We start from the raw sequence: 25,092 nt of genomic DNA, 5'->3' as shown, positions 1-25,092 counted from the left end.
AGTGCGTAGAGCTTTCCTTGCGGCTATCGCAGCCGCCTCGCTTTCCACCGCCGCCGTCGCGCAGACGCACAGCCACAACGAGCAGGGCCCGCATGGCGGGAAGATGCAGGACGTGGTGGGCGTCCAGGCGGAGCTGCTGGCCGCTGAGCGCGCGCTCACGATCCACCTCTACGACGAGGCCGGAAAGCCCGTGGCGGCCTCAGGCTACACGGCCTCGGCCCTGGTCGGCTCAGGGCAGGGCCGCCAAGTCGTCCAGCTTGCACCCGGCGCGGAGAACACGCTGAGCGGCACGGCGGCTAGCCCGGTCGCCCGGGGCACGTCCATCACGCTGCAGATCAAGAACCCCGCGGGCCGCAGCGGCCAGGCGCGGTTCTAAACCCGTCGATCAGCCGACCGCCCGCCCGGCTCGGGCGGGCGCCTACGGTCACGCTGCTCCGGACAGCGGTGAAAGAGCCTTCGAGGAGCGTCCAATGAAGAGGACCTTAAACAGGTTTCTGGGTAGGGGCCCAGGAAACGGCTGCAATTGCAGACGGCAGACAGCCTTGACGCGCTTCCTGAAGTCCGTTTATACAAACACTCCTTTGACCATTTGAGATTAGATGGACGAGCGGTCACTCACCGACGAGCAAGCGCAGGAGCTCGCCGAGGTGTTTCGCATGCTGGGCGACCCGAACCGGTTGCGCATCGCCCTGGCCTGCCTCGGCGATCCGCGGTGCGTAGGCGAAGTCGCCGAGCGGGTCGGGCTCTCGCACGCCCTCGTCAGCCATCACCTGCGCGTGCTGAAAGCGGCGCGTTTTCTGACCGCCCGTAAGCGCGGCAAGCAGGTCTTCTACGTCGCGTCAGACGATCGGGTTCGCTGCGTAATCCGCGACATGGTGGGTCACGTCGCTGAGCCTTGTGGCGGGGACCTCGTTAGTGCGGCTGAGGTCGAGAAGGAAGGACGTAATGAGCGGTGATCGACGCGCCGGCCGAGCAGGTGCACCCCTGTGCTTCCGGGTTGAAAACCTGCATGGCCAGAACGAGGTCGCGGCCTTGAAGCGCGAGGTCAGAACCGTGGCCGGAGGCGAGGGCCGCCTGATCTTCGACACAGCCAAGGGCCTGATGGCCATCGTGCCGGCTTCACCAACGAGAGACGTGGAAGGCGCCGCCCGGCGCGCAGGCACAGCGCGGTGGCAATGGTAAGAGACACCGTCAACGACGCATCGGCCAAGGGGCGTGCCAGTCTCGGCATTGCCATGGGCGCGATCGGTCGCGACGCGGCGGTTAAGACAGCAGACGTCGCGCTGATGCCGGACGACATCGCCAAGCTGCCCTGGCTCGTGCGGCGCTCGCGCGCGACGCTGCGCATTATCCAGCAGGACATCGGCTCTTTGGTGGCAGTGAAGCTGCTTTTTGCCAGACTGACGGCGGCCGGACTCGCTTCCCTCTCAGGCGCCATCGCGGCCAAGGTCGGAGCGCCGCTGCTCGTCGTGTTAGACGGGCTCCGCTTGCTGGGTGGGGGCGAGACGACGGCCGCGCATCCGCCGATGGCGCCACTGGCACCGGCCGGCACTGGTCGGCCCGTACTCGCGACTCAAGGATGACTGGCGCCGTGGTGATTGGGACCGACTGGGCGCTCGCCGCATTGCTAGGCGTCGTCGAGGGTGTAACCGAGTTCCTGCCGGTCTCCTCAACGGGTCACCTGATCTTGCTGGTGGACTTGTTAGGCTTCAGCGGGCCACGCGGCCGGGTCTTCGAGATCGCCATTCAGCTTGGTGCCATCCTCGCGGTGTGTTGGGTGTACCGGGCACGGCTGCTCGGCACCGCTGCCGGCCTGCCGCGCGACCCGGCGGCGCAGCGGTTCGCGGCCGCGGTAGCGCTAGCCTTCCTACCGGCAGCCGTGGTCGGAGCCCTGGCGCACGAGACTATTAAGAGTGTGCTCTTCTCGCCTTGGATCGTCTCCGCGGCGCTCATCGCTGGCGGCGTCGCTATCCTGGTGGTGGAGCGGGCGCGGCCTCCGCCTCGGGTGCACGAGGCGGACGCGATTGGACTCCGGACAGCTCTGGCGATCGGTGCGTTCCAGGTGCTGGCGATGGTCCCAGGCGTATCGCGCTCCGGCGCCACAATCCTCGGCGCGATGCTGCTGCGGGTGGATCGTCCGGCGGCCGCCGAGTTTTCTTTCTTCCTGGCAATCCCAACGATGCTCGGAGCTACGGTCTTCGACCTTTACAAGAACCGCGCGGCCCTTGATGGCGAGGGGAGCGCGCTGATTGCCGTCGGCTTCGCCGCGGCGTTCGCCACGGCAATCGTGGTCGTCCGATGGCTCGTCACCTTTGTCGGGCGCCACGGCTTCGCGCCTTTCGCCTGGTACCGCATCGCGCTCGGCGCGGTGATGCTGGCTGTTCTCACCATCACCGCGCCGGTCTAGCAAGCGACAGAGGAAATGAGATGACGCCACGCAAACCGATCGTGGATGGCTTTTACGACGAGGGCACCGGGAGCGTTGCCTATATCGTCGCGGACCCTGGGACGGCGCGGTGCGCCATTATTGATCCGGTGCTCGGGTTCGACCGCGATTCCGGCACTACCGATACCTGGCTTGCGGACGAGATCGCTGATAACGTTCAGGCGCGGTGCCTGACCGTGGAGTGGGTGCTCGACACCCATCCGCACGCCGACCACCTGTCCGCTGTGGCCTATCTGGGCGACCGCCTAGGCGCACCGACCGGCATTGGCGAGCGCATTGCTACTGTGCAGGGGATCTGGGCGGACATCTACCACCTGCCAGATCTGCAAACAGAAGGCCGCCGGCACTGGGACCGCCTGTTCGCCGAGGGTGATCGGTTTCGGGTCGGCGGGCTGGAGGTCGAGGTGATCTTCTCCCCGGGCCACACGGCGGCTTCCGTCACCTACCACGTCGGGGACGCCGCCTTCATCCACGACACCCTGTTCATGCCGGACGCGGGCACGGCGCGGGCCGATTTTCCCGGTGGTGACGCGCGGGCGTTGTACCGCAGCATCCAACGAATTCTCGCGCTGCCGCCGGAGACTCGCCTCTTCACCGGCCACGATTATCGCCCGGGCGGGCGCGCAGCACGCTGGGAGGCGACCGTGGCCGAGCAGCGGGCGCGCAACATTCACCTCCGCGACGGCGTTGGCGAGGAGGAGTTCGTGCGCCTTCGCGAGGAGCGTGACCGGACGCTGCCTCTGCCTGGATTGATGCTCGCTGCGCTGCAGGTCAACCTCCGCAATGGCCGCCTGCCGGAGCCCGAAGCGAACGGCACCTCCTATCTCAAGCTTCCGCTGAACCGCTTTTGCTTGGCGACCGTGGAGCGCCCTCTTGGTGGAAAGTGAGCCGGCGAGCCCGGGCGCTGGTCTCCACGGCGGTTCGCCATGACGCCGCGGATGGACATTGCGGGCCTGCTAGGAGCGGCAGTGCTGCGCCACGCGGCGAGTCGCGGCCCGCTCCCCCGGCTCGCCGCGCTGCCAGTGCTGCTAATCGCCGTTTCGGGGCTGGCACTCGCGCGCGCAGCGCAGACCGGGATCTCCGAGTCTTCGACGCCAATGGCTGGCGGCTCGCGGCGGACCTGCTTGCGGCCGGCGCGCCGATGCCGTTCGCGCGTCTCGGCCAGGCGGTCTCGGTCCCCCTCGCACTCGCAATGCTCGGCCTTGCGTTCCTGGAGCGGCGCGGGCGGGCGGCCCATCGGTAGGCTTGGCTGTGACGGCGCTGGGTGCTGAACGGATGTGGCGGGATGACGCATCCTCGCCTCTAGGGGAGACGACGTTATGATTCCCGAACTCGGCCACTTCGCCCTCGCCCTCGCCCTCGCGCTTGCCCTCGCACAGGGTACGCTGCCGATCCTGGGCGCCGGGTGCCGTGATCCGCGACTGATGGCGGCAGGCCTCCCGCTCGCCTACGGGCAGTTGCTTGCCGTATTGGCAGGATTTGGTGCGCTCATGTGGAGCTTCGTCGTCAGCGACACGACAGTAATGGCCGTCATGCAGAACAGTCATTCTGCCAAGCCGCTACTCTACAAGCTGACGGGCACCTGGGGGAACCATGAGGGTTCCATGGTGCTCTGGGTGCTGATTCTGGCGCTCTGCGGGGCTGCCGTGGCAGGGTTCGGGCGCGGGCTGCCGACCGCCTTACAGGCGCGCGTGATCGGCGTGCTGGGGCTGGTCGCGGTGGGCTTCCACGCCTTCATTCTGTTGACCTCAAACCCTTTCCGCCGCATCTGGCCGCCGCCCCTGGATGGGCAAGGTCTCAATCCGTTGCTGCAAGACCCCGGTCTCGCCTTCCACCCGCCTCTTCTCTACCTTGGCTATGTTGGCACGGCCGTGACCTTCGCTTTCGCCATCGCCGCTCTCATCGAGGGGCGGGTCGATGCTGCCTGGGGGCGCTGGGTGCGACCCTGGGCATTGGCCTCGTGGTCATTCCTGACGCTCGGAATCGCGTTGGGATCGTGGTGGGCCTATTACGAGCTCGGCTGGGGCGGCTACTGGTTCTGGGACCCCGTGGAGAACGCCTCCTTCCTGCCCTGGCTAGCGGGCACGGCGTTGTTGCATTCCGCGATCGTGGTGGAGAAGCGGGAGGCGCTGAAGATCTGGACCGTGCTGCTGGCGATCCTCGCCTTCGCGCTCTCCCTGCTCGGCACCTTCCTGGTGCGCTCTGGCGTGCTGAATTCGGTGCACGCCTTCGCCAACGACCCGGAGCGGGGGGTGTTCATCCTCGGCCTGCTGATGGTCTATATTGGGGGCGCCTTCGCGCTCTTCGCTTGGCGGGCGGGGGCCCTGGCGCCGACCGGCCTCTTCGCGGTCATCTCGCGCGAGGGCTCGCTGGTGCTGAACAACCTGCTGCTCTGCACGATCGCGGCGGTGGTGCTGGTCGGCACGCTCTACCCGATGTTCGCGGACCTGCTGATGGGCACAAAGATTTCGGTTGGTCCTCCCTTCTTCAACACGACGATTGCGCCGCTCGCCATTCCGCTGGTGATCGCCATGGCAGTTGGGCCGATGCTCCCCTGGAAGCGCGCGGACCTCCGTGGTGTCCTGCAGCGCCTCTGGTGGGCCGCGCTGCTTGCAGCCGGCGCGCTCTTCCTCTGCGTCGCCCTCGCAGGCGAGAAGGTCTGGCCCGCTATCGGCTTCACCGCGGCGGTGTGGCTGGTGGCCGGTGCAGCGGCCGACCTCGTCGATCGCACCGGGCTCTTTCGCCGCCCCGGCCAGGCCTGGAACCGTGCCCGCGGGCTGCCGCGCGCCGCATGGGGTGCGGCCACCGCCCATGCCGGCATGGGCGTGACCATCGCAGGCATTGCGGGTATGGGCCTTGCCACCGACACGCTGGTGTCCCTCCGCCCTGGAAAAGCGCATCGCCTTGCTGGTTACGAATGGCAGCTCGAGGGTGTGCGCGACGTCGCCGGCCCGAATTGGTCTGCACGCGAAGCACAGGTGACGATCCGGCGCGACGGTGTCACCGTAACGGTGCTGGAGCCGCAACGCCGCTTCTACCCCGCCGGCCGACAGAATACGACCGAGGCGGCGATCCACGCTACCTTGTCGGCCGACCTCTACGCGGTGCTCGGCGAGGAGCGCGATGGCGCCGCCGTGCTCCGCCTGCACCACAACCCGCTGGCGCCCTGGATCTGGCTTGGGGCTGCAATCATGGCGCTCGGCGGCGCCCTGTCGCTCTCCGACCGCCGCGTGCGCGTGGCCGCGCCGACACCGAAGGCCGCCGCATCGCCGGCGGTCGACCACGTTCCCGTCGGATAACGTTCGCCGTGCGCCGCCGCATCCTGCTCTATGTCCCGCTCGGGCTCGCGGCCGCCGCGGGCGGGGGCTTCTACGCCATGCTGCAGGGCCTGCGGACGGGCGATTACGACCCGCGCGGCGTGCCTTCGGCCCTGATCGGGCGCCCGGTGCCCGAGTTCGCCGCGCTGCCGCCGCTGGAGGGCGGGGGCGTGCCGCCCTTCTCCTCGGCCGACCTGCGCACGCCGGACCGACCCGTGCTGGTGAATTTCTGGGCCTCCTGGTGCGTGCCCTGCCTGGTCGAGCACCCGCAGCTCACGCGGCTCGCCGGCGAGGGCGTGCCGATATTCGGCGTCAACCACAAGGACACGCCGTCCGACGCGCTCGGCTTCCTGCGGCGCAACGGCAACCCGTTCGCGCGGCTTGGCCGCGACGAGACGGGGCGCCTCGGCATCGAGTGGGGCGTCTACGGCCTGCCCGAGACCTTCCTGGTCGACCGCGGCGGCACCATTAGATGGCGCCAGGTCGGCGCCATCACGGAGGAGGTCCTGCGCCGCGACCTGCTGCCCCTGCTGCGGCGTCACGCGTGATCCCCCTGCACTGTCCCCCCGGTTCGCTGAAGCGGCTCAGCGGCAAAGGATTGAGGCTAGGCCGGCGCAGTCTGTCCCAGCCGAGGCATGGCGCGGATGTAGACGAGTTCGCCGATCAGCTCGACCAGTGTCTGCGCCACGATGATCGCCGGCAGCACGGGCAGGGCGCCGGGAACCGAGAGCGCCAGGGGGAGCACGACCAGCGAGTTGCGCGTCGCGGCGCTGAAGGCAACGGCGCGCGCCTCGCCCGCGCGCAGCCCGAACAGCCGCGCCACGCCCCACCCGACCAACGGCGCGAGCAGCGCAAAAAGCACGTAGACCGGGACGACCGTGAGTACAGCGTCGAGCGCCCGGCCGAGGCGCGGCACGACGGAGGCCACGACCGTGAAGAGCACGATCGCCGTGGCCGGCACCGGAAGCACGCCCAGAACGGACGCTGCCCTCGCCCCGCCCGCGGCGCGGCCCGCCCACAACTGCACGAGGCCGGCGAGCGCGAGCGGCGCGGCGATGAGCCACAGGAAGGCGTGGACGAAGGGGCCGACCCGCACCAGCCGGGCCGCGTCCTCGTTCAGCAGGAGGCCGAGATAGACCGGGAGCAGCGCCATCTGGAGCAGAAGCAGCACGGGCGTCGCCGCCAGGAGCGGCTTGGCGTCGGCGCGCCCGAGGTGGGCGAAGGTCACGACGTAGTCGACACAGGGCGTGAGCAGCACAAGCAGCGCGCCCAGCCGGATCAGCGGATCGGGTGGCAGAAGTTGCGCCAAGGCTGCGGCGAGGAGCGGAATCGCAAGGAAGTTTGCGGTCAGCAGCGTCGCCATGAAGCGCCACCGCGCGAAGGCGAGCCCGAGATCGCCGAGCGGCACCTGGAGGAAGGTGACGAAAAGCATGGCGGCGAGCGCCGGGATGATCGCTGCCTCGAGCGCCGCCGTCCCCGGAAAGGCCTGGGCCAGAGCCGTAGCGACCGCAACCGCGCCAAAGTAGATCGGCACTTGGCGGGCTTCGAGCGAATCCCGGGCCTGCTGGACCAACACGTCCCTCCGTTCGGGTACGACCCCTGGCTTACAGGCGAACCGCCGAGTGCCGCAAGGTGGACGGCCGTGGACCTGCGATGGTCCCAGTCGGCAGCGCGCGGACCTTTGGCACAGGCTGCCCGGCGTCCTCCGCCGCCCTCGCCAGCCGCAGCTTCTGAACCACCTGGATCCGTAACCGTCCCCCGGCCGGGGACGGCCCGCAAGGAGGGCAGCCCGCCATGAGCGACGCGTTCGACATCGTTATCGTGGGCGGCGGCCCCGGCGGCTACCCCGCCGCGATCCGCGCCGCCCAGCTCGGCATGCGGGTGGCCTGCATCGAGCGAGGCGAGCGACTTGGCGGCACCTGCCTGAATGTGGGCTGCATCCCGTCCAAGGCGCTGCTCGACGCCACCGAGACCTATAGTCTGATCCGTCACGGCGCCTCCGGCTTTGGCATCCGCGTCCCGGAGGTGGAGTTCGATCTGGCCGGGATCATGGCGCACAAGGAACGCGTGGTCGGCGGCCTTGCCCAGGGCATCGACTTCCTGTTCCGCAAGCACCGCATCACCCGCGTTCGCGGCACCGGCCGGATCGAGGCGCCGGATCGGGTCGTGGTGACGCCCACGGAGGGCGGCGCGCCGCGCACGCTGACCGCGACGCGCGGCGTGGTGATCGCCACCGGCTCGGACGCAACGCCGCTGCCCGGCATCGAGGTCGACGAGAAGCGGATCGTCTCCTCGACCGGCGCGCTGTCGCTGCCGGAGGTACCGCGTCGGCTTGCCATCATTGGGGCCGGCTATATCGGCCTGGAGCTCGGCTCGGTCTGGCGGCGGCTGGGCGCGGAGGTGACGGTGCTGGAGTATCTCGACCGGATCACGCCCGGCCTGGATGCCGAGATCGCCGAGGCCCTGCAGCGCGTCCTTGAGGAGCAGGGCTTCCGCTTCCGTCTCGGCACGCGGGTGCTCGGCGCCCGCCGTGCGGGCGATGACGTGCGAATCACGGTACAGCCCGCGCAGGGCGACGGTGCCGGCGCACCGGAGGAACTGGCGGCCGACGTGCTGCTCGTTGCGGTCGGCCGGCGCGCGTTCGCCGAGGGCCTCGGGCTGGAGGCGCTGGGCGTGGCGCTGGACGAGCGCAGGCGGGTGAAGGTGGACGCGCGGTTCCAGACCAGCGTGCCGGGCGTCTACGCCATCGGCGACGTGATCGCCGGGCCGATGCTGGCGCACAAGGCCGAGGAGGAGGGGATCGCGCTGGCCGAGATCCTCGCCGGCCAGGCTGGGCATGTGGACTACGGAACGATCCCGGCCGTGGTCTACACCTGGCCCGAGGTGGCGAGCGTCGGTCGGACCGAGGAGGAGCTGAAGAAAGATGACGTTGCCTACCGCGTCGGACGCTTCCCCTTCTCGGCCAATGCCCGCGCCCGCTCGCGCAGGGCGACCGATGGCATGGTGAAGGTGCTGGCGGACGCGGCGACGGACCGGGTGCTCGGGGTGCACATCATCGGCCCGGATGCCGGCACCCTGATCCACGAGGCGGTCCTTGCGATGACGTTCGGCGCCTCGGCCGAGGACATTGGACGCACCACCCACGCCCATCCAACGCTGCCGGAGGCGCTGCGGGAAGCGGCGCTGGCGGTGGACGGGCGGCCGATGCACCTCTGACGCGCGCGGCAAGCGGGACCGGTCGGATGCCACCGCGACAGCTTCTGCTCCTCGTCGTCGACGCGTTCGCGGCCATTGGCCTCACCATTGCCGTGGCCTCCTCCCCGCATGCGGCGATCTCGGAACCCGCGGCGCCGAAGCCCACCACCGCCACCATCATGCTCGCCGGGTGGTCGGCCGGCGAGCACGGGGCGGGCGGGGGGAGAGTCTGCTACGCCTCCGTCCGGTCCGCGCGTGCCGAGGGCACGGCAGGCGGCCGGCGCGCGGTGCTGGTCGTGGCGCGCCGCGTGGGGCGCGCGGAGGAGTGGGTGGCGATTGCCCCCGACTACACCTTGGTCCGGGATGCGACGGTCGAGATGACGGTCGGAGCGACGAGGCTGGCCTTCCGCTCCGAAGGCGGGGACGCCTTCGCCCGCGACGGGCGCGCGGCGGTGCGGGCCTTCCTTAAAGGGCGGGAGGCGACGGCAGTGGTGCGCCCAGGACCCGGCGGCCGCGGCGCGGCGCGAGTCACCTTCTCACTTATAGGCTTTGGCGTGGCCCTCGAGGCCATGTCTCGCGTCTGCCCCACGGGCTGACAACAGGCGAGCAGCTTGCAGGCACTGACGACGCGCTCGGCCGCGGCCGGACAGGCCGCGCGGACGAACTGTCCCTTTCTGCGTCCGTCCTGCCGTCCTGGCACCGCTGAGAGCATGGGCGCCGGAGGACGATGGCTTGCGGCACCGACGGACGCCCGGTGCCGCGCCGCGACCATCGCAGGTAATGTCGCCGTTTCTCTTGCAAAAACATTGGAACGGGTGTTTGAGCATTTGAGCAGGGTATGCTCGTATGTTCCATCGCCTTTGCAGGCAACGGAGCCACGAGGTGGTGGCCTGCGCAGCGATGATGCGTCACGCCGACATCAACGGATGCCAAAGGAGACAGCGATGCTGCAGCTTGGTGACATCGCCCCCGACTTTGAGGCCCAAACCACTGAGGGTCCGATCCGCTTCCACGACTGGATTGAGGGCTCCTGGGCCGTCCTGTTCAGCCACCCAAAGGACTTCACCCCCGTCTGCACCACGGAGCTCGGCGCCGTAGCGCGGCTCAAGCCGGAATTCGACCGGCGTGGCGTGAAGGTCATCGGGCTCTCGGTTGATCCTCTTCAGGACCACAGGGTCTGGGCAGGTGACATCGCCGAGACCCAGGGACACGCGCTCAACTTCCCACTCATCGCGGATTCCGACCGTAAGATCTCGGATCTGTATGGGATGATCCATCCGAACGCGAGCGACACGCTGACGGTGCGGTCCGTTTACGTGATCGGCCCCGACAAGAAGCTGAAGCTGTCGCTCACCTATCCCGCGAGCACCGGGCGGAACTTCAACGAGATCCTGCGGGTGATCGACTCGCTGCAGCTCACCGCGGAGCACAGCGTCGCAACGCCCGCCGACTGGCGGCAGGGCGAGGACGTGATCATCGTGCCGTCCCTCGGCGACGATGAGGCGAAGAAAAAGTTCCCGGGCGGCTGGAAGGCCCTGAAGCCCTATCTGCGCATGGTCCCGCAGCCGCGAAGGCCCTGACGATGCCCACACGTCTGCGCCGCGTGTCCGTCCCCCTCGGCGGGATCTTGGCCGCCGCACTGGCGGACTTGCCCACCGCCGCGCCGCGTGCCGACGATGATTGTCCGTCGGCGAAAGAGCGTGCCAGAATCGAAGCCGCGCTGCGCGGCTTCGACTTCGTACACTGGGGCGAGATCGAGCGCGAGGACGATTGAAAGCCATGGCTTCCGCGACGCGCGATGCGACACGTGCCCTGAAAGCAGGCTGCAGGGCGGCAGGAGCAGCCGAGGACGCGCCGCAGATAACGATCGGTGAACTCGCACGCCGCACCGGCGTCAAGGCGACCACCATTCGTTGGTATGAGTGCGCCGGCATCCTGCCGCCCCCGGATCGCAGCGCGGGCAGTCATCGCCTCTACGGACCGACGCACCTGGCGCGGCTTGCATTCGTCCGGCGTGGCCGCGAATTTGGCATTCCGCTCGACGAGATCCGCACCCTGCTCGCCCTCGCCGACCACTCCATCCGCAACCGCGCCGAGGTCCATACCGTGGCCAGCGCCCGGCTCGCGGACGTCGAGCGACGGCTTCACCACTTGGCAGAGTTCCGCGACGAACTGCAGCGCACCGTCGCGGTCTGCGCGGGCCGCGGCTCGAAGCGGGCGGGATCCTCCGGCTGCCGGTCGGCCTGATGATGCGGACACTGTAGCGATGGTCACCGGTCACGAGGACGGCAGGCGCGCAAGAGGTAATGCCGGCCGGCGCACACGGCGGCCGTCAGGCCATGTAAATCATCGCTGCCATCGCAGACGCATCATTTAATATTGATGTCGCAATCGATTAATTCGTGAAGCCCCGCGAACATCCGACTGGAAATCGCCCTCATGCCGCCCATCCCGCGCGACACCCGCTTCGACAGCACCTTAGCGTTCCTGTCGGCGCCGTGCGATTTCATCTCTCTCCGATGTGCGCGCTACCGATCTGACCTGTTCGAGGCCCGGCTTCTGCTGCGCCGGACCATCTGCATGAAGGGGCCGGAGGCGGCAGAGCTGCTGTGTGACATAGACCGCTTCGAGCGGCGCGGCGCGATGCCGTTGCGGATTCAAAAGACTCTGCTGGGCCAGGGCGGCGTACAAGGGCTCGACGATGCAGCGCACCGGCACCGCAAGGCGATGTTCATGGCGCTGATGACAACTGAGCGCATCGGCCAATTGGGTGCCCTCAGCGCGGACGCCTGGCGTGCCTTCAGTCAGAAATGGGCGACCTCCAGTCAAGTGACGCTCTATAGCGAGGTGCAGGAGCTGCTGACCCGAGCCGTGTGCGAGTGGGCCGGCATCCCGTTGAAGGCGGCGGAGGTGCCGCGCCGCACGCAGCAACTGACGGCTCTGTTCGATGCCGCCGGGGCGATCGGGCCGAGGCACTGGTGGTCACGCTTGGCCCGCCGCCGGGCCGAGCGATGGATTGGCGATACCGTCCGGCAGATTCGCGCCGGCCGGCTCACCCCTCCCGAAGAGAGCCCGGCGCACGTGATCGCTTGGCACCGCGAGTTAAATGGCGAACTGCTGCGTCCGCGCGTGGCGGCCGTGGAGCTGCTGAACCTGCTACGGCCGACGGTCGCAGTCTCGGTGTATGTCGTACACGCCGCCCATGCGCTGCACCGGCACCCGGAGTGCCGGGAGCGGCTGCGTGCCGGCGAGGACGGCTATGTGGGGCGGTTCGTGCAGGAGGTGCGCCGCTTCTATCCGTTCTTTCCTGCCGTTGCGGCGCGGGTGCGCCGCGACTTCGACTGGAAGGGCTACCGCTTTCCGCGCGGACGGCGGGTGATGCTGGATTTGTACGGCACCAACTATGATGCGCGGAGCTGGGACGCGCCGGAGGAATTCCGCCCGGAGCGGTTCCAGACGTGGGACGGGAGCCCCTTCAACTTCATCCCGCAAGGACCAGGGAATCACTATATGAACCACCGCTGCCCCGGCGAGTGGATCACCCTGGAGCTGATGAAAGTGGCGGTGGAGTTCCTTGCCTGTCGCCTCCGGTACGACGTGCCGGAGCAGGATTTGCGGATCGATCGTTCGCGGTTGCCAGCCATCCCGCAAAGCCGCTTCCTCATCAGCAAGGTGCAAGCGGATGCGTCACTGTCGTCGGAATAAAGGGCGCATGCCGCGCGGGAGGGGTGACCAGCTTGGCATCGCCGCAGGTGTCTGCGGAGCACAGCCATGATGCTCAGCCCGGACGAGTGGGGCGGCGTGCACGGCTCCGGCGTGGTGTCCGTCGTCAGCACCGAGGTGCTCGGCGTCGGCTATGCCCGCCCGCCGCACGCGAGCTCGGTTGGGTCAGCCGTGAGCGCTGGAGCGAACTCCGCCGCCGACTTGAACAGCGACGCCATTTCCGCACGCTCCGCACCCGGTTCCGCCGCAACCCAGACACTACCTGGCCGGACTGGAACAAATCGCCCGCCAGCTAACTTTGCTAGCCACGGTTTTTGCTGTGATCGATCCGACCCGTGACCGCGTTATGCACGGTGGGTCGGCTGGCCGCCGCCGCTCGTTTCCCCTCCCATGACACGGAGCCTTCTCATGCCCGACCAGAAGAACCAGCAGGAACAAGGTCTGGAGCGCCGCTACAAGGTGCGCCAGGTCACCGACATCCAGGCCTCCTGGACCGAGCGGGGGCGAGGCGAGGAGGGCGAGTTCACGCTGCAGCTCATCCTCGACGGTGGCGTTGAGGAGTACGTCCTCGATGTGGACGCGGATGACATGCAGCCTCTGCTGCGGCTGTTCGCCAAGAGCGGCCACGTCACGTTCGACCTTGAGCGCAAGGTCCTGATGTTCCGCACCCTTGCCGTCAAGTAGGCCCGGTGTGCCGGCCATCCGCCGTCGACACTACGGTCTATCGAAGCGGCCACCGGCGAGACGGAGCGGCTACTCGTGACGCGACCAGTGGACGGGCTCCCCCTCCCTTAGGTAGCGAGGAAATCGCAGCCCAGCACGGCGCGCGCGAATTGCCCTTGGTCCGGGTAGACGCCTACAACGCCGAGCTGCAGGACCCTATGGGCGAGGGCTTCCTTGGTGACCGCGCCAGCAACCGCGCCTTCGTGGCAATACTGGAAGACTGGCGCGAGCGCGTCCGCCGCGGCGCCGACGGCGAGGACCCGCTGGACGAGGCGCTCGGCGGCGAGCGGGCCACGCACGAGATCCACCGTCGGGAACTAGACGGGGTGCTGCAGGCGGCTGACGAGGACCCCGAGGCGGCGGGCCTAGTGCACTCGGCCATCGAGGATTTCGCGCAGGAGATGGCGGCGGTGGTGCGGCGCTTCCTGCGCTTGCCGGCTTGGCTCGGGACCGAGCGCATTGCGGTCGGCGGCGGCTTCCTGGAGGCCCGCGTCGGACTGATGGCAATTGGCCGGGTTGGCGTGCTGCTCAAGGCAGGTGGCGAGGCGGTGCGGATGGTGCCGGTCTCGCGCCACCCAGACGCGGCGGCGCTGTGCGGCGTGGCCCACCTGGTCGAGCCCGAGGTGCTGCGCGGGTACGACGCCATGATCGCCGCCGACATCGGCGGCACCAACATGCGCGCGGGCCTGGTCGCACTGGGCCTGGAGGTGGCGCCGGACCTAGCGCGGGCGCGCGTGGCCGCGGCCGAGCGCTGGCGTCATGCGGGCAAGGAGGTAAGCCGAGACGAGGCGGTCGCGCGCCTCGCCGCCATGCTCGGCGCGCTGGCGGAGCGGTCCAGTTGGGAAGGGCTGCGGCTCGCCCCGGTGGTCGGCGTCGGCTGCCCCGGTGTGATCCTGGCCGATGGCACGATTGAGCGGGGCGGGCAGAATCTGCCCGGCGGCGGCTGGGAGGGCAGCGGCTTCAACCTGCTGGAGCGGCTGGCGGCGGCGCTGCCCCCTGTCGGTGGCGCCCGCCCGTCGATGATCATGCACAACGACGCGGTGGTGCAGGGGCTGAGCGAGTTGCCCGCCATGCGCGACGTAGAGCGGTGGGGCGCGCTGACCATCGGCACGGGCCTTGGCAACGCGTGCTTCACCAACCGCCGTCGCCGAGATGGCACTTGAGGCGATGGCGGGCGCCTGAGCTTGAGTTTGGCCATCAGGCGACGTGGCAGATAGCATAGACCAAAGCGCGCTGGAGTGCTGTTCGGGGTTTCGGGCCGTGGCGGTTGCGCCGGGATATCAGCAAACCCTGCTCGTGCCAGATGTGGCGGCGGACGGCAGCAAGTGTGTCGCCGAAGGTCGGGCGTACCTTCGGGTACCAGGCGCTGGTCGCGGCAGCTTGGTGCTCGGCAGAGCTGAGGTGTGCTGCCAACAAGATGACAAGGGAGAACAACCCAAACAGGCGGGGCGTGGTGCGACTGATGGCCAGATCCGACCGCTTGCGCAGGGTTTCGACGCCGAGGTGAGCGCGGGTTTCCTGGAAGGTGACCTCCGGCGGCCAGCGCTGGACGAACCAGCCGATGATCCCTTCGGAAGAGCAGCATGGGTCAGTGCACAGCAGGACCTGAGGGTTGAATCGGTGGCGAGGATCACGGATCAGCACCCAGCGGATTGGCACGACGGGCATACCACTGTGGCGCCACACAGCGGTGGCCGAGCAGACCTCGACGAGGCGCTCGCCTTCGCCATACCAACCCGGCACCGTGACGCGCCGCCACCCCGTCTCGGCACTGGTCAGCACCTCGGACAGGTTGGGCAGGCGCGCTCCCGTGGTGCGAGAGCGGCCCCTGGTGCCGGGTGCCCGAAGCGGCGCCGGATCGTAGAGGGCTGCATCGAGCCGTAGGCGCGTGACGCCGACGACACCATGGCGGCCGAGGGCTGCCAGCAACTCCAGGGCAGCAAAGCCGCTGTCCCCGACCAGCACCAACTCGCGCCCGGGCAACCATCGGCGGGCCTGCAGGACCAGTTGGCGGGCCCAGTCGGTGAGCCTTTTGTGTCGGCGGCCATGCTCCCGGCAGAACCGCTCGGAGGGCGCGAGTGCCGTCAGGAAGGGCAGTGCCCAAACCCGCCCGGCCCAAGGAATGGGAGCCAGGAGCATCAGGCTGAGCCAGCGCAGGCCGGAGACCTTCACGAAGTGGCCGTGGGAGGAGCGCACGGGGTCGCGGTAAATGCCCTTGGCCAGGATGCGTCTGCCCCGCCGCCGCTCGATGGTGTCGTCGATGCCCAGCACCACCGGTCCGCCCGGCGCGAAGGCGGCGATTAACGATCCCAGGAGAAGACGTGACGCCGCCCGTGGGCACCAGGCTGCCCGATTGAGGACGCGGTGGAAGTTCACGAAGCGCCGTTCTCGGGCCAACCCGCTGATGCGCAGGAGGCTGGTCACCGTGCGCTTGCCCGGAGCCACGATGGCGCCAATCAGCGGCACCTTCCCGAGATCTAGAACACGGGGAAGCTTCTCTGCACGGCGAAGAACGCGCGGAAGGCCGGGGACTGCTGGGCGATACCCGTGCCGACACCGAGCGACACGGCCCAGCCGTCGCCGATCTCGTGCCTGACGCCGATGTCGACGATGGTTTGGCTGGCCCTCCTTTCGGGCTTGGCGCCGCGCACAACGTCCACAACGAGCGCGGTGTTGTCCGAGACCAGCTGGGAGTAGCCGACGGCCAGCTCCAGCTGGTCCGCCCGCTGGGCCGAGCCTGGCTGGGTCAGATGGTACCAGCTGAGGTTGAGGTGCAGGCGCGGCGACCGCTCGCTGCCGCCCAGGTACTTGGTGGCGATGCCGCGCAACGTGTATTGGACAGACTTGTGGCCCGCTCCGTAGGGCTGGGCGTAGTAGCCATGCAGCGCGAGCGCCGGGACGTAGGTATTGTTGTCGGTGAACCGGTAGAGCACGTCGATGGCGCCGTATCCGGCATTGGCGCCGGACTGGCCGCCGAAGCGGTATGACGGACTGAGTCCCACCTGCAGCCCCGGCAGCGGCCCGAGCTTGAGCACCAGGCCGGAGGCCAGGAGATCGCTGCCCCTGCGGTTATGGATGTCGCGCGTGAACCGGTTGTCGCCTTGCAGCTCGAGGGTGCCGAGGCGGACCGGCAGCGCATCCTCGATCTGCACAGGAACATTGGTGCTGAGGCTCTGTGGGTCGGCGCGGGCCGTCGTGGACGCCACGAGGGCGCCCAGCAGCACCAGAGTGGGCAGGTGGCGAGGCATGGAACACTGTCTCCGGACAGGGCGAAAAGCAGAGCGTGGGGACATGGCGGAGCCCATCACCGGTTCGTCGAACCCTCCCAGCGGCCGGTGGCCCGTTCCCTCTTGAGCGGCCAAGGCCAGCACAGCAGCGCGAAGGTCGCGGCGCTCAGGATTACAGCCATGTCGTAGAGGCCTTAGCCACCGCGACGCCAAGTCCGGTAACCCACAGCGCCGCCGTGGTCGCCGTACCCGACCCGCGCCCGTGGCCCGCCCCTTAAAGATCGCACCCCCACCGACGGTCCCAGCCGATCGGCAGCGAAAGGGAGAAGGCGACCGCCAGGTCAAGCCGATGATCCAGGCACGGCCCAGGCGGACGCCGGCACGCCGAGCGTCATGTCGCAGCGCCTCGGCCGCCGGTCGCCAGATCGGGCTGCGCCGCGTCGCCCGTAGGGGCGGGCGCGAACACCTGTACGGCACCCGGAAGCAGGGCGAAGTGCGCCGGCGTCGTGGCCACGATCTCGCCGTCGGCGCTGACCCGCCGGGGACGCCGGGTCCGCACCTCGAGCGCGCCACCGCAGGAGGTGCGGACGCCGCGCCACCGATGCTGCCGCCCCGCACGCAGGGCGAGCGCCATGAGAACGAGGCGCCACAGCCCCTCGACCTCGAGGCTGTAGAGGTCGAGGCAGCCGTCGTCGATGCGCGCGCCCTCCCAGACCGCCATGCCGCCGCCGTAGTAGCGTCCGTTGCCAACGGCGATCTGCACTGTGCGCACCCGCTCCGGCGGCGAGCCGTCGCGCGCGATGACGGCCGAGAAGGGCCGCGCCCGGGCGAGCGCCTGAACGGCGGCGACGACGTAGGCCAGCCGGCCCCAGCGGCGCTTGCGCGCGGCTGTGAGTTCGCCGGTGACCGCGACGCTCAACCCGATGCTGGCGATGTTGAAGAAGGGATGGCCGTTCACGAGGCCGAGGTCGATCCGGCGCGTCCGGCCCGCCGCGATCACCTGGGCCGCCGCCGCCGGGTCCAACGGCAGCCCGAGGGTGCGGGCGAGGTCGTTGGCGGTGCCGAGCGGTAGGATGCCGAGCGGCAGGCCGGTATCCAGCAGCGCCGGGGCCGCCGCATTCAGCGTGCCGTCCCCGCCGCCGATCACGACCGCGTCCACCGCGCCCTCCGCCGCGTGGCGGCGGATCAGCGGCGCGAGCTCCTCGCTGGAGGCGCAGGCCTCGTGGAGGCACGCCGTGCCCGCACGTGCCAGGGCCGCGAGCGCCCGCTCGACGGCAGGCGTCTGCCCCCCGCTCCTGCTGCGGGCATTGACGAGGACCAGCGCGCGCCTGGGTCGGAGGAGCGGGGGGACGCCGGTGCTCGGCGCGGGGCACCCAAATGTCCGATCACTCATGAAAGCCTCTGGGAACGGAGATCACGGGCGATCGGCCTGAAAGGCCACTCCAGTTGCAAAAACATGAAAACAGCTGTTAGATTGTTTGTCAATCTTGTTGGTCTCGAAAGGAAACACTGATGCGCATGCGCCTCGCCGCCCTCGCCAGCGGCTGGATCCTAGTCGCCACGCTCGTCGTCCCTGCCGCCGCGCCGCTGGCCGTCGAAGACCGACCTTCGCCGGAGGAACGCGTTAAGATCGAAACCGCGCTGCGCAACATGGGCTTTGTTCGCTGGGGCGAGATTGAGCGCGAGGACGGCAGCCGCGCCTGGGAGGTGGACGACGCCCGGACCGCCGATGGGCGGCAGTACGATCTCAGGTTGGCCGCTGACGACCTGCGGGAGCTGTGGCGGCGCGAAGACGACTGACGGCCCCGGATCACTGCCATCCGGGCACAATTCGGGGCGTTCTCCTGCCGCCCCCGCAGTTCTCGGCCGACCGACGCACAGGCGGAGTGCCGGCGGCCAGCGCCCTGACGTCTTGCGCGCTACACCGGCCTGCAGCGGCGGGCGGGCTCGCTTGTCGTCCGCGGCCCGCTGATCGGAACCAGTTCGCCGCCGCGCAGCGCTCGGAAGAAGCAGTTTCGCCGCCCGGTGTGGCAAGCAACGCCGGTCTGGTCCACCAGCGCCAGCAGCGTGTCGCCGTCGCAGTCGAGGCGCAGCTCCACTAGGCGCTGCACCTGCCCGGAAGTCTCGCCCTTACGCCAGAGCGCGCTGCGGCTGCGGGAGAAGTAAGTGACGCAGCCGGTGGCCAGCGTCTCCGCCACCGCCTCGCGGCTCATCCAGGCGAGCATCAGCACCTCGCCGGTGTCGTGCTGCTGCGCGATAACGGGCATTAGGCCGCGGTCGTTGAAGCGGAGCGCGTTCAGCAGGCGCCCGCACGCGGCAGGGTCCAAGGCGGTGGCTTCGGCGCGAAGCCCGGCCACGGTGCCGAAAGGCAGGGGTGTCCATGAGGGCGTCATATAATGCCGCGGAACCCCGTTGTCTCTCCTCCGCCTGGCACTAGGGGTCCCCACCACTCGGGGCGCCGGCCGGCTCCGGACCGGTGCACCACCCGGCGCGCCGCGCACGCCCGGGCGCGGGGCCGCCTCCGCATTTGCCCCGATCCCGGCCTTGAGCGGAGAGAGCAAGCGCAAGGTCAGGTAGGTGATTGCGCTTAGTATCGCGGCGATGTCGAAGAAGCCGTAGCCGACGCCGTGCCGATCATCTCAGTGGCCCACAGGCTGGCGGCGATCGCCGTACCGTCACCGCGTTCGCACCCTTGAACACGGCGCCACCGGCGATGAAGCCAATGGCGGTGATCAGGCCCTGCAGGGCGCGCCTGCGGATCGGAGCTCGTCCCCAGCCACCCAAATGGCCACGAGCACGCACCCGCAGCCCGCGACTGCGACCAGCGGGAACGACAGCGCATAGGCGATGGCCAAGTCTGCGAAATGGGAGAGCACGTCGGCCCTTAGTGATGTACTGCAGTCGCATCGCTCGGCTGTCATCCCGCTCGCGGGCATCATCCGGGCGCCTGGAATGTCCCCGGCCGAATGCCCGGGCGACATCGCCGCATGCCGTCAACGCCCCACCTACGCCGCAGCAGCGGCGGCGAAAGGCTCGGACGGGCCCAGACCGCCGTACTTCTGCTTCCACCGGAAGAAGGGCGCCTCCGAGACCCATCTTGGGCAGACCTCTGCCACCGGTGTGCCCAGCTCCGCCTGCTTCAACGCAGAGGAAATCTGCTCCTCAGTGTAGTGGCTCTTCCACAAAGAACCGTCCTCCGTCAGGTCAACATCCCTGGCGGAATACTCTCAAAAAGCCCGGACCAGTTTCCGGGTTTGAGGTCAAACACAGCTTCAGACGGGCGCCAGTGCGGGTGAACGCGAGCGTCACCTCTGCAACTTCTGGGTCACTCAGCGGTGCCGGGGGTCGGAGAGGCTGGCTTCGGCAGGTCTCGATTTACGCTCTCCTTGAGGGGCGTTAGGAGCCGCAGTGCGAGAAAGTTGATGGCTGCAAGCACGAAGCCAATATCGTAGTACCCGGAACCCACGGCAGCGCCGACAACACCGACATTCCAGATGCTGGCCGCCGTTGCAGTGCCATATGCCGCGCCGCCCTGCTTCAGGATCACGCTGCCACCCAAGAAACCGACAGCGGTTATCAGGCCTTGAATGATGCGTGCCTGGTCAGCTGACTTCTCTCCGAGCACTTCGATGCCGAGCAGGACAACGCCACAGGCTGCCACCGCGATGAGGGGAAAGGTGCGGATGCCGACGCTGCGCGCCTCCTTCTCACGGTCCCAGCCGACCGGTAGAGCCAGTGCGAAAGCGATGGCGAGGCGAACGAGATGAGCGGGGACGTCGCCCCATACGCCGTAGATGCTGTTCATTTTGGTCTCCAAGCTGTCGTGACGGAGTCCTCACCGGATCTAGGAAGCGGATAGCGACGAAAGGGACAAGCGTTGCGATGGCGAGACCGAGCGCGCCAAGCATGCTTGGCGTGACGACGTCGCAAGCCGAGTGAGCAGGCCAGCCGCCGGTGGCCCCGCGCGAGATCCTTGCCCCGCGCAGGTGCCAAGTCATGCTGCCAGCCAATGCCCACGGCCGTGCCCCGGCCACGTCCCCTGTACCACGGCACACAAAGGGGCTCCGCGCCGCTCGCTGCCAGCATGCTTCGCACGGTCAGCCCAGTTGCATCCGTCGTCTCCACTCAGGCTGTCCCGGTCCAGATGAGGACGACGAGCATCGCGGCGCCGAGCACGATGCGGTACCAAGCGAAAGGCGCGAAGCCGTGCCGCCCGACAAAGGCTACGAGCCGTCGCACGACGAGGAGCGCGGTCACGAACGCCGCGGCGAAGCCGATAGCCACCAGCGCGCCACTCTCGGCGTCAAGCGCGGCCCGGTTCTTGTACAGGTCGAAGGCCATGGCGCCGAACATCGTCGGGATCGCAAGGAAGAAGGAGAGCTCGGCGGCCACCAGACGATCAACTCGCAGCAGCATCGCGCCGAGGATAGTCGCACCCGAGCGAGAGACGCCCGGGACCATGGCCAACACCTGAAAGGCACCAATGGCCAGGGCCCTGCCGGGTCCGATGGCCTCCGCCTCGTGCACCTGGAACTGTGGCTCGGTCCGCTCGACGGCGAGGATGGCGAGCCATCCTGCTATCAGCGCAATGACGACGACCCAGGGAAAGAACAGGACCGTCTTGATGGTGCTGTGGGTTAAGGCACCGATGGCGGCCGCCGGGAGAAAGGCGAGGACAACCGCGGTGGCAAACCGCCGCGCCACGGAATCGCGCCCGAGGCCCGCAGCGACACCGAACAGCCGCGTCTGATACGCCCAGCGGATCGCCAGGATGGTGCCGAGCTGGATGGCTACCTCGAAGACGCGGCCAGGCGGCGCGCGGAAGCCCAGTAGGTCCACCAGCAGGATCAGGTGGTCGGTCGAAGAAACCGGCAGGACTTCGGTCTCTCCCTCGACGGCGCCCAGCACGCGGCAAGCACCCAGTCCGTCGCATCCACCGCCATACATTCACTCCCTGCCCGCAAGCGCGGAGTTTCGTAGGCCAGCGGACGTCCGCGTGACCGCGAGCTTGATGCTGGAGTGCCGCACCGGGCAGGGCAGCTTGGCGATGTCGTCGGGCATCAGTACGGCATCCGCCGTTTCGGTCGCCACGTCGCTGCCGATCGCCCACATCGCCACGCCGAGATGAGCGCGCCATTCACAACGTCGCCCACGATCGCTATGGCGCCATAGCGCGCCACGAGGCCACTAACCGCTGCCACGTCGGCCGCCAGCACCTCGCGCTCGGTGCCGTCGGGCAGCAGGACCCGAGCCGTCCGCGGGGCGAACTCCATCAGGCGGGCCACGGCCCGCCGGACCCGGTCACGACGCCACGGTTCGAGTGCGAAGAGGCTAGGGCGAAGATGAAGGCGATGGTGGCCGCCCCGAGCCACTCACCGATGCCAACTGCGCCAGCGACCGTTACGACCGCAAGAAGGTTCATATCGGGTTGCAGGTGACGGACCGAAAGCCAAGCTTCCGGCGCCGCGTAGCGCACGGCGCAGGCAATGGCGATAGCATAGGTCAGGATCGCCGGCAGCGGTGTGCCACCGGCCGCCTCTTCAGCACCGAGTGCCGCGACGAAACCACCGCCCAGCCAAGCGTGCAATGTAACGGCGACGACGATAAAGATGACGCTTGCGGCTGTCAGCCAGGTCTGAACGCGCCGACGCCGATCCTCTGCGGCACTGGCCGCAGTTTGCTTCCCTTTCTGCCAGAGTTCGGTGCACATGCCGGTGCGGGCGCTGGTGCTGCCGCAGCCCAGGCCGTGAACCTTAAAGACCGCAGCGTCGGACACGTGCGTCGGCTGCGGCGGGGCGGTGGCCACGGCGACGTTACCGCGCCAAGCCATGCCGCACGCACCAGGGACCGCAGGCTCGACCGCCGCTGACCACGGCTCGGCGTGCATGCCGGTGAGCGCAACCGCTTCCTGGATCGCTTCAACCGGCAGGGGCCTGCCAGGACGCGGAGCGACGGTCATCGCGCCGTGTCCGATATCGAAGGCAAGCGCGTGAGTGCCATCCGCTAGCGGACCGATGACGCGCTCGAGGAGCGCGACCTCGTTCTTTCCACCGAGCCCTCGAACCCGCAGGAGCAGCGCCGGCGATCCGGGAGTGCCGACCCGCGCCATCGCACGCATCCCGATCCTCGCCACAGCCTCAACGACCGCGGACGTTGGAACGGCATATGCCGGTGCGATTGTCATAATGCCTTTCGCAATGTCGAAGAACACCCGATCGCCGCCGCCGACCAGCGGGCCCACCATCTGCCGCAACACCCTGACCTCGTTCTCGCTAACGAGCCCGAGCACGGCGAAAACCAGCGGCCCCGCGGACGCTGCGAACCGCGCTTCGGTGCGGATGACAAACTCGTCGAGCAGCCGCTCCGCCCGGAGCTACGCTGGAATTTGGGTGACGCCGTGATCAGGCGGCGTTCTGTGCCGGCGTGTTGGTGACCTCGACGCCGTTGTGGAATGTGACGCCTTGGATGAGCTTGGGCAACTGGTTCTCGCCCTTCAGCCGGCGCCAGGTCTTGGCAGCTGCCATGACGAGCTTGAACACCATGAGGCGGGAGGTGTCCTGCGACAGCGCGCCTTTGGTGCGCACCGTCCGGTGCCGGACGGTGGCGAACACGCTCTCGATCGGGTTCGAGGTGCGCAGATGGTCCCAGTGCTCGGCGGGAAAGTCGTAGAAGGTCAGCAGGGCGTTGCGGTCCTTCAGCAGGCAGGTGGCCGCCTTCTCGTACTTGGCCCTGTACTTCCCGGCGAAGGTCGCGATCGCCGCCTCGGCCATATCGCGGTCCGGCGCCTGCCAGACCTCGCGCAGGTCGGCCTTGGCCGCCGGCTGGACGGATCGGGGCAGCTTATCCAACACGTTAGCGGCCTTGTGCACCCAGCACCGCTGATGCCGGGTGGCCGGGCAGACCTCCTCCAGCGCCTTCCAGAAGCCGAGCCCGCCATCGCCGGTGGCCAGTTCGGGTGCGATCACCAGGCCACGGGCCTTGAGGTCGACCAGCAGTTCCCGCCAGCTCTGCGCGCTCTCGCGCAGGCCGACCTGGAAGCCGAGCAACTCCTTCTTGCCCTCCGGCGTGGCGCCGATCAGCACCAGCATGCATTCGGCCTGCGGCTCCATGCGCGCCTGCAGGTAGACGCCGTCGGCCCAGACATACACGTACTGCCGGGCCGATAGGTCGCGCCGCTGCCAGCGCGCATAGTCCACCCCCCACTCGTCCCGCAGCCGCCCGATCACCGAGGGCGAGAGGTTCGGCGCCTCCTTGCCCAGCAAGGCCCCGAGCGCCTCCTGGAAGTCGCCCATCGAGACCCCACGCAGGTAGAGGATCGGCAGCAGGGCATCCAGGCTCCGCGTCCGCCGCGCCCAGCGCGGCAGAAGCGCCGAGGTGAAGCGGATCCGCTCGCCACCTGCCACCTCGTCGGCGCCGCGGTCGCGCAGCTTGACCCGCTGCACCGGCACCGGGCCAATCCCGGTCTGCACTGACCTCTCCGGGCCATGCCCGTGCCGCACCAGGCGCTCGCGCCCATCCGGCAGCTGCAAGCCCTTCATCTCGGCCAGGAAGGCCTCCGCCTCGGCTTCGATGGCCTGGGCCAGCAGCCGGCGGGCCCCACTCCTCAACACCGCCGTCAACGGATCCTCGACCGTCTCTGGCTGACGAAGAGGGACAACAATGCTATTGCTCATCTCGGCGTATCGCTCCTTCGGGAGCTTCAGGCAGGCTTGTCACCCACCTCGATACGCCGCCTTTCTCACAGTGCCATCACCCACTTTCCGCCATAGCTCGGCTCCGCCCGCATGCCGATGCCAGCCATCACCGCGGCCAACGTCTCGGTCACCCCAGTGCCCGCGAAAACGGCCATAAGCCCGGCCTTCGTGTCAAAGGAGAGCTTCTCCTCCCCACCCACCAACGGTCCCACCGCGGCCCTTAAAGCTCGAACCTCGTCCAGGCCGGCAAGGCCCTCGACACGGAAGCAGAGCGGTCGAGCAACCCCTTCTCCACTAGCGCCCGGGGCCGGCCGATCACTGACCATTGCCTTCGTTCTCCTCAGTGCCGCCCGTCTCGATGCCAAGTCCATCACGTGGTTGGGCGACATGCCCCACCATGTCACGGACTACACAGCGCACCCTGTCACCGGCTGCTACGTAGAAAACCTGCTTGCCGCGCTTGCGAGCAGTGAGGAACCGCGCCGCCTTTAGGACGCGCAGGTGATGACTAACGAGTGCGTGCGACAACCCGACCCGCTCGGCGACATCGCCGACGCAGAGCGGGTCGCCAAGGCAGAGCACCGCGATTCGCAGGCGGTTGGGGTCCCCCAGCATACGGAACACCTCGGCCAGTTCCTGCGCCTCCTCGTCGGAGAGCGACGGCTCTACCATCACGTCCCTCAAATGTTTAAAGGAATGTTTGCATGAATTGCGCCCTCCAGTGCGTCAGAGCGCTATACCTAAGTGTTTAGGCCAGCAGCGCTCCC

At 68.6% G+C, this 25,092-nt stretch carries 28 protein-coding genes and 1 pseudogene; 17 read left to right on the top strand and 12 right to left on the bottom strand.

Annotated features, from left to right (window positions below):
* Position 1 precedes the first annotated feature (1 nt).
* The 8 genes from D9599_RS25395 (at position 2) to D9599_RS25360 (ending at position 6,311) form a co-directional block, all read left to right on the top strand.
* Complete coding sequence (locus tag D9599_RS25395; protein ID WP_198384093.1) at positions 2 to 376, top strand: hypothetical protein; 375 nt, start codon at positions 2 to 4, stop codon at positions 374 to 376.
* 223 nt (positions 377 to 599) lie between these two features.
* A complete protein-coding gene (locus tag D9599_RS25390) occupies positions 600 to 956 on the top strand; it encodes a helix-turn-helix transcriptional regulator (RefSeq protein ID WP_198384092.1) in 357 nt (118 codons plus the stop codon).
* Positions 946 to 1,182, top strand: coding sequence for a hypothetical protein (locus D9599_RS25385; protein ID WP_198384091.1), 237 nt, complete (start codon positions 946 to 948; stop codon positions 1,180 to 1,182). Before D9599_RS25390 ends, D9599_RS25385 begins: the two co-directional genes overlap by 11 nt.
* Entirely contained in the window at positions 1,176 to 1,583 is a 408-nt protein-coding gene (locus tag D9599_RS25380) for a hypothetical protein (RefSeq protein WP_198384090.1), read from the top strand. The genes D9599_RS25385 and D9599_RS25380 overlap by 7 nt, the downstream gene beginning before the upstream one ends.
* 8 nt (positions 1,584 to 1,591) lie before the next feature.
* Positions 1,592 to 2,407: an undecaprenyl-diphosphate phosphatase gene (locus D9599_RS25375; protein WP_375373073.1), complete on the top strand. Its 816-nt coding sequence runs from the start codon at positions 1,592 to 1,594 to the stop codon at positions 2,405 to 2,407.
* Between the two features lie 20 nt (positions 2,408 to 2,427).
* On the top strand, positions 2,428 to 3,333 hold the full coding sequence (locus tag D9599_RS25370) for an MBL fold metallo-hydrolase (protein ID WP_198384088.1): 906 nt from the start codon (positions 2,428 to 2,430) through the stop codon (positions 3,331 to 3,333).
* 432 nt (positions 3,334 to 3,765) lie between these two features.
* Positions 3,766 to 5,745, top strand: a complete 1,980-nt coding sequence (locus D9599_RS25365; protein WP_198384087.1) for a heme lyase CcmF/NrfE family subunit — start codon at positions 3,766 to 3,768, stop codon at positions 5,743 to 5,745.
* A gap of 8 nt (positions 5,746 to 5,753) precedes the next feature.
* Positions 5,754 to 6,311, top strand: a complete 558-nt coding sequence (locus D9599_RS25360) for a DsbE family thiol:disulfide interchange protein (RefSeq protein ID WP_309228710.1) — start codon at positions 5,754 to 5,756, stop codon at positions 6,309 to 6,311.
* A gap of 56 nt (positions 6,312 to 6,367) precedes the next feature.
* On the opposite strand, the gene D9599_RS25355 is transcribed toward D9599_RS25360, so the two are convergent.
* A complete protein-coding gene (locus D9599_RS25355) occupies positions 6,368 to 7,336 on the bottom strand; it encodes a bile acid:sodium symporter (RefSeq protein ID WP_232480896.1) in 969 nt (322 codons plus the stop codon).
* 221 nt (positions 7,337 to 7,557) lie between these two features.
* On the opposite strand from D9599_RS25355, the gene lpdA reads away from it, so the two are divergent.
* The 8 genes from lpdA to D9599_RS25315 all read left to right on the top strand — a co-directional run bounded on the left by lpdA (position 7,558) and on the right by D9599_RS25315 (position 14,567).
* The gene (gene lpdA / locus D9599_RS25350; RefSeq protein WP_198384085.1) at positions 7,558 to 8,979 is read left to right on the top strand and encodes a dihydrolipoyl dehydrogenase; all 1,422 of its coding nucleotides are present in this window, start codon (positions 7,558 to 7,560) and stop codon (positions 8,977 to 8,979) included.
* Positions 8,980 to 9,005: 26 nt separating this feature from the next.
* Positions 9,006 to 9,554 carry a hypothetical protein gene (locus D9599_RS25345; protein WP_198384084.1) on the top strand — a complete coding sequence of 183 codons (549 nt, stop codon included), beginning with the start codon at positions 9,006 to 9,008 and terminating at the stop codon, positions 9,552 to 9,554.
* 348 nt (positions 9,555 to 9,902) lie between these two features.
* The gene (locus D9599_RS25340; RefSeq protein ID WP_198384083.1) at positions 9,903 to 10,538 is read left to right on the top strand and encodes a peroxiredoxin; all 636 of its coding nucleotides are present in this window, start codon (positions 9,903 to 9,905) and stop codon (positions 10,536 to 10,538) included.
* Between the two features lie 2 nt (positions 10,539 to 10,540).
* Positions 10,541 to 10,732, top strand: a complete 192-nt coding sequence (locus D9599_RS25335) for a hypothetical protein (RefSeq protein WP_198384082.1) — start codon at positions 10,541 to 10,543, stop codon at positions 10,730 to 10,732.
* Positions 10,733 to 10,737: 5 nt separating this feature from the next.
* Positions 10,738 to 11,205, top strand: a complete 468-nt coding sequence (locus D9599_RS25330; protein WP_198384081.1) for a MerR family transcriptional regulator — start codon at positions 10,738 to 10,740, stop codon at positions 11,203 to 11,205.
* 192 nt (positions 11,206 to 11,397) lie between these two features.
* Positions 11,398 to 12,663 carry a cytochrome P450 gene (locus tag D9599_RS25325; protein WP_198384080.1) on the top strand — a complete coding sequence of 422 codons (1,266 nt, stop codon included), beginning with the start codon at positions 11,398 to 11,400 and terminating at the stop codon, positions 12,661 to 12,663.
* 426 nt (positions 12,664 to 13,089) lie between these two features.
* Positions 13,090 to 13,365 (top strand): hypothetical protein, encoded by a 276-nt coding sequence (locus tag D9599_RS25320; protein WP_198384079.1) that lies wholly within the window; start codon positions 13,090 to 13,092, stop codon positions 13,363 to 13,365.
* Between the two features lie 155 nt (positions 13,366 to 13,520).
* Positions 13,521 to 14,567, top strand: a complete 1,047-nt coding sequence (locus tag D9599_RS25315; protein ID WP_198384078.1) for an ROK family protein — start codon at positions 13,521 to 13,523, stop codon at positions 14,565 to 14,567.
* A gap of 34 nt (positions 14,568 to 14,601) precedes the next feature.
* Here the strand turns inward: D9599_RS25315 and D9599_RS25310 are convergent, their stop codons facing one another.
* The 3 genes from D9599_RS25310 to D9599_RS25300 form a co-directional block, all read right to left on the bottom strand.
* Positions 14,602 to 15,870, bottom strand: coding sequence for a transposase (locus tag D9599_RS25310; protein WP_198384077.1), 1,269 nt, complete (start codon positions 15,868 to 15,870; stop codon positions 14,602 to 14,604).
* Between the two features lie 11 nt (positions 15,871 to 15,881).
* Complete coding sequence (locus D9599_RS25305; protein ID WP_198384076.1) at positions 15,882 to 16,652, bottom strand: hypothetical protein; 771 nt, start codon at positions 16,650 to 16,652, stop codon at positions 15,882 to 15,884.
* A 370-nt stretch (positions 16,653 to 17,022) separates the two neighbouring features.
* Positions 17,023 to 18,024: a lipid kinase gene (locus D9599_RS25300; protein ID WP_198384075.1), complete on the bottom strand. Its 1,002-nt coding sequence runs from the start codon at positions 18,022 to 18,024 to the stop codon at positions 17,023 to 17,025.
* Between the two features lie 119 nt (positions 18,025 to 18,143).
* On the opposite strand from D9599_RS25300, the gene D9599_RS25295 reads away from it, so the two are divergent.
* Entirely contained in the window at positions 18,144 to 18,431 is a 288-nt protein-coding gene (locus D9599_RS25295) for a PepSY domain-containing protein (RefSeq protein ID WP_198384074.1), read from the top strand.
* 119 nt (positions 18,432 to 18,550) lie between these two features.
* On the opposite strand, the gene hisI is transcribed toward D9599_RS25295, so the two are convergent.
* From hisI to D9599_RS25255, 8 genes and pseudogenes are all read right to left on the bottom strand, one after another.
* Positions 18,551 to 18,958, bottom strand: coding sequence for a phosphoribosyl-AMP cyclohydrolase (hisI, locus tag D9599_RS25290; protein WP_375373072.1), 408 nt, complete (start codon positions 18,956 to 18,958; stop codon positions 18,551 to 18,553).
* Between the two features lie 705 nt (positions 18,959 to 19,663).
* Positions 19,664 to 19,816, bottom strand: a pseudogene (locus tag D9599_RS25285) (transposase); the annotation flags it as partial.
* 140 nt (positions 19,817 to 19,956) lie between these two features.
* Positions 19,957 to 20,436 carry an MgtC/SapB family protein gene (locus D9599_RS25280; protein ID WP_198384071.1) on the bottom strand — a complete coding sequence of 160 codons (480 nt, stop codon included), beginning with the start codon at positions 20,434 to 20,436 and terminating at the stop codon, positions 19,957 to 19,959.
* Between the two features lie 320 nt (positions 20,437 to 20,756).
* A complete protein-coding gene (locus D9599_RS25275; protein ID WP_309228709.1) occupies positions 20,757 to 21,539 on the bottom strand; it encodes an undecaprenyl-diphosphate phosphatase in 783 nt (260 codons plus the stop codon).
* A 364-nt stretch (positions 21,540 to 21,903) separates the two neighbouring features.
* Entirely contained in the window at positions 21,904 to 22,920 is a 1,017-nt protein-coding gene (locus tag D9599_RS25270; RefSeq protein WP_198384069.1) for a hypothetical protein, read from the bottom strand.
* Between the two features lie 112 nt (positions 22,921 to 23,032).
* Positions 23,033 to 24,304 carry an IS256 family transposase gene (locus tag D9599_RS25265; RefSeq protein ID WP_198384068.1) on the bottom strand — a complete coding sequence of 424 codons (1,272 nt, stop codon included), beginning with the start codon at positions 24,302 to 24,304 and terminating at the stop codon, positions 23,033 to 23,035.
* Positions 24,305 to 24,369: 65 nt separating this feature from the next.
* The gene (locus tag D9599_RS25260) at positions 24,370 to 24,525 is read right to left on the bottom strand and encodes a hypothetical protein (protein ID WP_198384067.1); all 156 of its coding nucleotides are present in this window, start codon (positions 24,523 to 24,525) and stop codon (positions 24,370 to 24,372) included.
* Positions 24,526 to 24,640: 115 nt separating this feature from the next.
* Positions 24,641 to 24,997, bottom strand: a complete 357-nt coding sequence (locus D9599_RS25255; protein ID WP_198384106.1) for a helix-turn-helix transcriptional regulator — start codon at positions 24,995 to 24,997, stop codon at positions 24,641 to 24,643.
* Between the last annotated feature and the right edge of the window lie 95 nt (positions 24,998 to 25,092).

It is taken from the genome of Roseomonas sp. KE2513 (assembly GCF_016107305.1).
In the GTDB taxonomy this organism is placed as follows: Bacteria; Pseudomonadota; Alphaproteobacteria; order Acetobacterales; family Acetobacteraceae; genus Roseomonas.
Note: the sequence above shows the minus strand (reverse complement) of the source record. Positions and strands in the feature narration are given on the sequence as shown.